This is a genomic window from Bacillus sp. LL01, from assembly GCF_001037965.1.
Genome location: NZ_LFEL01000061.1, coordinates 1 through 8,493, shown reverse-complemented (window position 1 = coordinate 8,493; position 8,493 = coordinate 1). Strand labels below are relative to the sequence as shown.

The 8,493-nt window shown below is 37.4% G+C and carries 12 protein-coding genes; 1 reads left to right on the top strand and 11 read right to left on the bottom strand.

Annotated features, from left to right (window positions below; genetic code table 11):
* Window positions 1-113: 113 nt before the first annotated feature.
* The 7 genes from AB685_RS23965 to acpS all read right to left on the bottom strand — a co-directional run bounded on the left by AB685_RS23965 (window position 114) and on the right by acpS (window position 4,408).
* Complete coding sequence (locus AB685_RS23965) at window positions 114-527, bottom strand: anti-sigma regulatory factor (RefSeq protein ID WP_047973096.1); 414 nt, start codon at window positions 525-527, stop codon at window positions 114-116.
* 2 nt (window positions 528-529) lie between these two features.
* Window positions 530-886: an STAS domain-containing protein gene (locus tag AB685_RS23960; protein WP_047973095.1), complete on the bottom strand. Its 357-nt coding sequence runs from the start codon at window positions 884-886 to the stop codon at window positions 530-532.
* Between the two features lie 17 nt (window positions 887-903).
* Window positions 904-1,722, bottom strand: a complete 819-nt coding sequence (locus AB685_RS23955; RefSeq protein WP_047973094.1) for an RsbT co-antagonist protein RsbRA — start codon at window positions 1,720-1,722, stop codon at window positions 904-906.
* Window positions 1,723-1,954: 232 nt separating this feature from the next.
* Window positions 1,955-2,305 (bottom strand): type II toxin-antitoxin system PemK/MazF family toxin, encoded by a 351-nt coding sequence (locus AB685_RS23950; RefSeq protein ID WP_012957256.1) that lies wholly within the window; start codon window positions 2,303-2,305, stop codon window positions 1,955-1,957.
* A gap of 3 nt (window positions 2,306-2,308) precedes the next feature.
* Window positions 2,309-2,593, bottom strand: a complete 285-nt coding sequence (locus AB685_RS23945) for a hypothetical protein (RefSeq protein ID WP_047973093.1) — start codon at window positions 2,591-2,593, stop codon at window positions 2,309-2,311.
* Window positions 2,594-2,803: 210 nt separating this feature from the next.
* Entirely contained in the window at window positions 2,804-3,814 is a 1,011-nt protein-coding gene (locus tag AB685_RS23940) for an outer membrane lipoprotein carrier protein LolA (RefSeq protein WP_047973092.1), read from the bottom strand.
* A 234-nt stretch (window positions 3,815-4,048) separates the two neighbouring features.
* Window positions 4,049-4,408, bottom strand: coding sequence for a holo-ACP synthase (gene acpS / locus AB685_RS23935; RefSeq protein WP_047973091.1), 360 nt, complete (start codon window positions 4,406-4,408; stop codon window positions 4,049-4,051).
* A 112-nt stretch (window positions 4,409-4,520) separates the two neighbouring features.
* Here acpS and AB685_RS23930 point away from each other — a divergent pair, with 112 nt between their 5' ends.
* On the top strand, window positions 4,521-5,267 hold the full coding sequence (locus tag AB685_RS23930) for a rhomboid family intramembrane serine protease (protein WP_047973090.1): 747 nt from the start codon (window positions 4,521-4,523) through the stop codon (window positions 5,265-5,267).
* 42 nt (window positions 5,268-5,309) lie between these two features.
* Here the strand turns inward: AB685_RS23930 and AB685_RS23925 are convergent, their stop codons facing one another.
* The 4 genes from AB685_RS23925 to AB685_RS23910 all read right to left on the bottom strand — a co-directional run.
* Window positions 5,310-6,221, bottom strand: coding sequence for a metal ABC transporter substrate-binding protein (locus AB685_RS23925; RefSeq protein ID WP_047973089.1), 912 nt, complete (start codon window positions 6,219-6,221; stop codon window positions 5,310-5,312).
* Window positions 6,222-6,529: 308 nt separating this feature from the next.
* On the bottom strand, window positions 6,530-7,141 hold the full coding sequence (locus AB685_RS23920) for a hypothetical protein (protein ID WP_047973088.1): 612 nt from the start codon (window positions 7,139-7,141) through the stop codon (window positions 6,530-6,532).
* Between the two features lie 22 nt (window positions 7,142-7,163).
* On the bottom strand, window positions 7,164-7,481 hold the full coding sequence (locus AB685_RS23915; protein ID WP_047973087.1) for a DUF2325 domain-containing protein: 318 nt from the start codon (window positions 7,479-7,481) through the stop codon (window positions 7,164-7,166).
* A gap of 121 nt (window positions 7,482-7,602) precedes the next feature.
* On the bottom strand, window positions 7,603-8,493 hold an 891-nt coding region (locus tag AB685_RS23910; RefSeq protein WP_047973086.1), incomplete at its 5' end, for an iron ABC transporter permease.

The following is an 8,493-nucleotide window of genomic DNA, read 5'->3' as shown; positions in this document are numbered from 1 at the left end:
AATTGTTGCGCTTCGTATAACCCTTGCTCGCTTTTATCATGAAGAAATGTCTGCAATATCTGTTTGTAGGATTCTTCTAGTTTTTGAACAGTATTATTCACGCTGGCCCTCCTTTAACGAAGCCACTTCGTCGTTGTAATGACCGTCCCTTCTCCGACTTCTGAGTCAATTGAAAATTCATCCATTAAACGTTTTACTCCCGGCAGACCTGCCCCCATCCCGCTCGAGGTTGTAAAGCCATCTACCATAACTTGTCTAATGTCCGAAATCCCTGGTCCTTGATCTTTAGCAATCACCTGGATGCCTTTAATCATACCTGTTTTAGACGGTGCTTCAATTAGTTCTAAACATATTTCTCCATGTTGTGCATATAGATATATATTACGCGCCAATTCCGAAATGGCTGTTGTTATCCGCGCTTGATCGACACTCCCAAACCCGATTTCCTTTGAGAGGGTACGACCTGCTTGTCTAGCAGCAACAATCCCCCATTCGTTTTTCACTTCGACACAGGATTGGGTTTCCATGACTATCCCTCCAGTTCCTGTTGCAATTTATCTAGACCTTGCTCAAGATCAAGAGCTSTAGGAACATCATCAAGTTTAATACCCATATCGATTAAAGTAATCGCAACGGCAGGTTGAATTCCCGTCAACACAACTCGCGCTCCCATTAAATTAGACATATCTACTACATCACCTAAAACTTTAGCGATAAAGGAGTCAATCATATCAACAGAAGTTAAATCAATTACAACACCGATCGACCCTTCTTTATGGATTTTATCTAATAAGTCCTCTTGAAAGCGAAGTGCTGTTTGATCATCTAATTCCACTTGGATACTAATTAATAAATATTGATGAAGCTTTAAAATTGGAATCCTCATTGTTTTACTCCTCCAACTTATAATTGTTCGATTTTTTTATTCGTCATCTCTAGCGCTGTTTCCATTCCTTTACGCAACGTGCTCTTAGTAGGGAATTTACCTAAATCTATCCCTAAATTTACAATTGTTTGAGCAATTTCCGGTCGGATCCCTACCAGGATACAAGTTGCTCCAACAAGTCTAACTGCTTCAGAAGCTTGTATTATGTGATGAGCAACCATCGTATCTACAACCGGTACACCCGTAATATCAATCAACACCACCTGTGAGCGGTTCTTAATGACGCCATCAAGTAGGTTTTCCATGATAAGTTTAGCTCTTGCCGTGTCAATTGTACCAATTAAAGGCATTACAGTAATCCCTTCAAATACAGGAATTAAAGGGGCTGACAATTCAAGAAGAGATAATTTTTGCATTTCAAATATATCTTCCCAAGAACCTGTATAATCAGTTACTAACTGGTTTATGATCCCATCAATCCAATTTTCAACTTCATTGAAAAGGGTCAATAACTGCTTTACGTCGTGCTCGCTTTCAGATAAAGTAGCTAAAGTTGCTCGACGAAACGCTTGAAGACCACGAGTAAAGTAAGCTAGAGGCCAACCTGTTTGAATAAAACGATCTGTGAAAGTGGTCAACCTTTCATTTGCTTGCATTTGATTACGATCAACGGATTCAAAAATGAAGCTCATGAATTCTTGGTTTGTATTTTCATAGACGGAATCTGAAATTGAATTAAGATAGTTTTCTTTGCGTATTTCTTGAAGTTGCTCTTCCCATCGCTTTGTTAACACTTCACGGTTTTCAAAGATAAAAGATACGATATACGGTTGCATCTTACTTTCCTCCAGTCAATAATGGCTACAATTATTATTTCACGAGTTGGCTATTGTTGCAAAGTATTTCATATTAAAGGTTTTACAAGTTATTGAAAGAACTACCAATAAATCAATCTCTTCTATATCATTAAACCTTAATCCAACATAAACATTCAATTATTATTGTCTCTTTTCTACTTTTTTTCTTAACTAAAAGAAAAAACCCCGCATTATGCGGAGTGCAATCCTATTAAAAATCAATTAATCCTAAGCTAATAAACAATGCATCATTCACCCGCGTCATCATGTCATCATCGAGATGCGTAATTTTATCGGTCAAACGCTGTTTATCAATTGTTCTAACTTGTTCTAGCAAAATGACCGAATCACGATCAAATCCGTATCGTTTTGCATTGATTTCAACATGAGTCGGCAATTTTGCCTTTTGAATTTGAGCGGTAATGGCGGCCACTATTACAGTTGGGCTAAAGCGATTACCTATGTCATTTTGAATGATTAAAACAGGTCGTACACCACCCTGTTCAGACCCTACAACAGGTGAAAGGTCGGCAAAATAAACGTCACCTCTTTTTACAATCAACCGCTACACCCCACTTACTAAGCGATCAAGGGTGCTCTCTGCTTCCTCCTCGGCAAGAAAGGCTTCAGATGCAAGGTTTAAATTAATTTTTGCCATTTCCATATAGCCTTGCTGCATCGTTTCACGAATTTGACGCTTCTTTCGGTCACGAAGATATAATTTCGTTGCTTGCGATAAAAACTCACTGTAATTAACGTTTTCTTGTTGAATCACACCGTCCACCTCGTTTAACAAATGTTGTGGCAAATTCACTACAATGCGTTTTGTTCTCTGTTCTGACACGAACATCCACCCCCACATCAACCAACGACCTAAATATTATATGTTTTCATAACGCTTTCATGCCTATACACTTACAAAAAACCGAACTTTTCTATCCACATTCAATGATAGCATTGACTTGTTTAAATTGCAAAGAGGTTTTAAAATTTCCTGCTCAATTCCAAAAAAAGAAGGCTCATTGTATTTTATGAGCCTTCTTGTCGCCTTTTTGTCTCCTTATTTTTCCTGTGTACCATATACCGACCTAGCAATTGAGATCATTTCCTCGGTCCCAAGTTCTGCTGAAGCAAGATAGAAATCAACTCCATTGTAAGACCACATGAGTGATTCCTCTGTCATTACCCCAATTGTAAAACCTAAATCCACTGGCTCACCGTCACTAACGTTCATTGGAGTTGTAGCCGGAACAACTTTGCTCTGTTCTTGAATTAAAGTAAATGGTCCATCACCTGTATATTGTAAAACGACACTCTCTCCACGATCTGATTGAACAGTCTGAGAGGAATCAAGAGACGTACCATCTGGTGTATACATCGGATAGTGAACTGTCATATCCTCTTGCACTTCCGCCATCGTTGGTTGCTCGGTCATCTGAGCCCCAGTCATATTGCGTTCCATATCAAAATCACCATCATTAAAGCTTGCGTTTTCATCAAATTCATTAAAGTCTAATTGTACAAGTACCTCAAGGTCAGGGTTCATAACCTTCACTTGTAATGGCGATAAGTCTTTTTTATTGAATGTGATTTCTTGACTACTTAAGTTCTTGTTTTGGTAATTAGTGTTTGTTTGGAAAACATAAGCATCCTCTGTTGCAGTAAATGTTCTCTCTGGGTCCATTAACACATCTTGGATAAGAGAACCATATAGATACACTTGACTGCTGTTAATCGGCCAATCACTTTGGAAACGGAAACTTTTGTTAAGAGCTGGTGTTAAAACGAATACCCCGTCATCATTACGCAGAATGATTTGACTTTGATCTTTCGCGGCATTTTTTAGCGCAACTCGGTAATAATCTTTCTCCTGATACCAAACCTCAACCTCATATGTTTGCGGCTCGTTCCCAGTTTGTAAAGTCATTGTTGCAGCGGCTTTATAACCACTAACATCTGATAATTTACTTTCAAGGTCCCCAAGAATATCATCTTGAGATTTCTCACCGCATGCTGCAAGTACAAATGTCACCATCACGATTAGTGTGATAAACCAACTTACCCTTTTCATACCTTCACCCCTTTGTCTCAATTAACGCCAAAGAAGAGAATTCTACCAATCAAGAGACGGCTATCTTGTTAGTGTCCCAACTGTTCAATTCTCAGCTCAGGCTGTAATCCTTCAGCTGATGAATGAACGAATAAGGGTTCTTGTTGTATTCATTAGTCCTGACTCCACTTGAAATGGCACAAGCTCTCCCATCCGCATTACAACTATATGAGGCAAGGAGTAACAATATGCAGACTAGCTTGACAAGCGCTCTAAAATTACTTGTGCAACCGCATTAGCATTACTATGAGAGATAGATACGTGGACCGTACAATCTATATTTGCTAGAAGAAACGGTTTACCATTTTCTTCATTTAATACCTCAATATCATGCCATCCAAATGTCTTAGAGATACCGGTTCCAGCCGCTTTCACAAAAGCTTCCTTTGCAGCAAATCTGCCTGCTATGTACTCTATCTTTCTTTTCCCATTTAACGACTCATAATTTACGCGCTCTTYCCCTGTTAAAACTTTCTCCGGAAATCTTGGTTGCTTTTGAAGTAAGTTCTCAATACGTTCGAGCTCTACAATGTCTATACCAATTCCAATAATCATCTTTTTCGTTTCACCTCTTGTGATTGTTTTAAGTTAGGTGTAAAATCGGGCATTTTAACAGATATCTTTGCTATACTTATAGAAAGAATTGACTGTGTTAGGAGGACTGAGATTGTTTATTCGTCAGGAAAGCTTCTATTCCTTTAGGAAAAACTATCCTGTTATTTTCGGATTGTTAATTATTCACTTCGCTTTATTTGTATGGATGAACTTCTTACCAGGAGGACAATTGGTTAGAAACATTGGCATTGGCTATAATTTAGCTGTTGCTAACGGAGAGTGGTGGAGGTTAATTACACCTATTTTTATGCATTTAACCATAGGTCATGTTGTTTTTAATTCTTTTTCTCTCGTGATCTTCGGTCCAGCCCTTGAGCAGATGTTAGGTAAATTCCGATTCATCATCTTTTACTTAAGTACTGGAATTATTGCTAATATTGCTACCTTTTATTTAGGCGGACTTGGATACCCTCCACATCTAGGTGCTTCAGGGGCAATCTTTGGGTTGTTTGGTCTCTACGTATATATTGTTCTGCTAAGAAAAGATCTAATTGACCGAGCTAATTCCCAGCTTGTCATGACCATCCTCATTATTGGGCTTGTTATGACCTTTGTAAACTCTAATATTAATGTATTGGCTCATTTATTTGGATTGATTGGCGGTGCAGCTATGGCCCCATTGTTCCTTGTCGGGGTGAAACCTTATCATATGTACCAACATATGCATGAGCCAAAAGAAGCTACCTTTAACCCTAACCGCTGGAAAAATCGTAGAAGAAATAAAAAGTATTTCATGACAACTTTTTGGATTGTATTAGGTCTCCTTGTTGGCATCGGATTGCTCTCAAACCTACTCTAAAATAAACTACCTCCAACCCATTTTATGGATTGGAGGTAGTTTCTATTGTTTTAGTCCTTCTACAAATGTATTCACATTATGTGTCATCATATCAATGTATGTTTCAGCACCACTGCCGCTTGGACCGACYGCATCTGTGTATACTTCACCTGCAATATCCACCCCCGCATTACTAGATACAGTATCCATAAAACGACTATCAATTGTCGTTTCTAAGAAAACAGCTGGGATGCTCTCATCTTGAATTAAATCGACTACTCTTGAAATCTGACCTGGAGTTCCTTCTTCGTGGGAGTTTAACTCCCAGATCCCGATTGTTTCATACCCATATGCTTTCCCAAAGTATTTGAAGGCATTTTCACTAATTACAATGGTTCTTTTTTCTTCTGGAATGTTTAGCGTTTCTGCTCGGATCCACTCGTCTAACTCTTGTAATTCTTTAATATAAGCATCTGCATTAGCTGCATACTCATCTGCACCTTCTGGATCACGCTGACTCAGATCATCACGAATATTCCCTACATACGTAATGACATTCTCTACATCTAACCAAGCATGAGGATCATCCTCATTAGACCCTTCAACTCCAATAACATCAATTCCATCAGAAACCGTTATGATATCAGCTCCGCCTCCTGCATTAGCAACCAATCTTTCTAACCACTCTTCTAGACCTAAGCCATTCACATAAAAAACAGAAGAATCACTCGCTTTTTGAAAGTCACTCGGGATTGGTTCATAGCCGTGTGGTTCCTCCCCAATAGGTACCAAATAATCTACTTCCGCTCTCTCTCCTACTACATTTTTTGTAATATCAGCAAGAATAGAGAAGCTAGTGATGACTTTTAATTCATCAGACTCTTCAGTTGTCCTATCTTCTCCTCCACATGCTACCATGATCAAACTAGTTACCATTATAACGACCAGTAATAAAATCTTTCTCACTTTCCTCATCCTTTCTCTATAAGTATATTTTTCTTCCTTCTAAAAAAGTTGTCTACAGGCAAAAAAGACCGCAAAAAAAAATTCAACACAAATCTTCACTGAGGAAAACTATTTTGTCTTAGGGCAACTTTATTTTGTCACACTTATTAGAAAATGTCTAGACTTATAGTTGATTTTATCAATTCGCCTTTATAATGAGTTAATGAACCATTTTCAAAGATGTGCTATCTATTTACTAAATTGTTACTAATACATCAATATGTATGGTAACCAATGTTTATTTCTAAAATCACAAAAAAGAGATAAATCTTATCCGCTTATGAGCAAATACGATTTATCTCTTTTTCTACAAGTGGACGGGAATAATAAATAAAATCACTTTGATCATTTCCATCTTCTGAAGGGAAATAAAGATGACGGTCTCCGTTCATCATATCAATTAATTCTATAACATCAGGCAAACACCTAAAAGATTTTTGAAGCTCTACACAAACTTCCTTGGCATATATTAGTGACAATTCTTCATCAACCTCAGTTAAAAGCTTTTTAACTGAATATTGATTTCCATTATATTGATTAATTATCAGGCCATTATCGCGTTCTACATGCGTCTGATTACCTTCTTCGATATAGTCACATGTGATTTGTAAGAAATGATCTGTTAGCGTAGCTAATGCAATTGTATATTCCATAGTAGAATCAAATACACTTCTTTTAAGATCTCTTCGGTATGTATCAACCATTTTTAAAAGAGCCAGAACATGATGTTCCTTACGCGGTTTTGAGAAGAATCCTTTTATCACACTATTAATAAAATTTTGTAAGCTTATTCTTTTCGCACACTGTAGCGATTCTTTTGACCTTACCAAGTCATATGGACAACTTAGATAGGAATTCATCACCAGTCTGTAAGCATGGGGGTTTTCCATCTTTTTCCTCCTATTAGATTGGTTATTTAAATGGACAGGCATTATCCTTATTACATCCATAATTACACTTTCCAATCGATTGATAGATTGAACACCATGACCTCTTGGCATAGCAAATCGGAATGTTTTGTTCTGCAGCTTTTTTCTTTAGAACTGATGTTAAATTGTGATTAATAAAATCTGTTAAAACTAATACAAGGTCAATATGTGACGGAATATCTCTTTTAACCATTTGAACTTTTCTTCCATTTATGTGAGTAATCTGTTCAAATCCCATTTCTTCAAGTTTTTCAGGTATTGCACCGAGCCTATCTGCACCAACAATTAATAAAGAAGACAAAATAAACACCCCTCCATCGATAATGATTCTCACTATATTTTAAATGAAAAAGATTCTCATTGTCAATTAAATTTTTCAGATCCTTTAGATAAAAACAAAAAAAGAAGCCCTTAAGGCTTCTTTAATATTTCTTTAACAGATATCTAAGCGGTATGATCGAAACAATAACGATCAACAGCGCAGCTGGAGCAGCCATGTAATAGATTGCTTCGCTCGTCTCTACCCATATACGAACAGCTAAAGTATCAAATCCAGGCGGGCGTAGTAATAAGGTTGCTGGCAACTCTTTAATACTACTAACAAATACAAGTGCACCACCGGCTAAAATACCAGGCAATATCGATGGAATAATAACTGTAATCATTACTTTCCATGGAGGTTGTCCTAAACTTCTCGCAGCTTCATCGATACGGGGAGAAATTAAACTTAAAGAAGCATCAGTTGATTGCATAGCTTGCGGTAAAAATCGAATCACAAAAGCAATTGCCACTAAATAAAACGTATTGTAAAGTACGGGAATGTATTGATTAAAAATAAAGATAATCCCTAATGCAACGATAACCCCAGGTAGAGCATATCCCGCATAACTCAGCTTTTCAATTATAGCGGAAACTCTCGAGGGGTACCTTGAACGTAAATATACGACCGGAAGCGCAAGTAGCATACAAATTAAAGCAGCCATCCCTGAAACCTTTACACTGTTCCATGCATATCCCCAAAATCTTGAATCAAGTGCGCCAGCTTGCAGTCCTAAAAGCGACCAATAGACTAAAACAATGATTGGCAAGATAACAGCAAAAAAGAAGATGATACAGACAAATAAAAATGATGGCCATTTCCATTTACCAAGCGGAAGAATATCCGGCTCTTTAAAGGTATTACTTGTTTGGTAGTACGATTGCTTCTTTTTGGTTCTTGATTCAATCCACAATATGATTAATGTAAGTGCAATGAGTACGACACTAAGAACCGTAGCTGATACATTATCATAGCTACCCATTTGATAATAAAT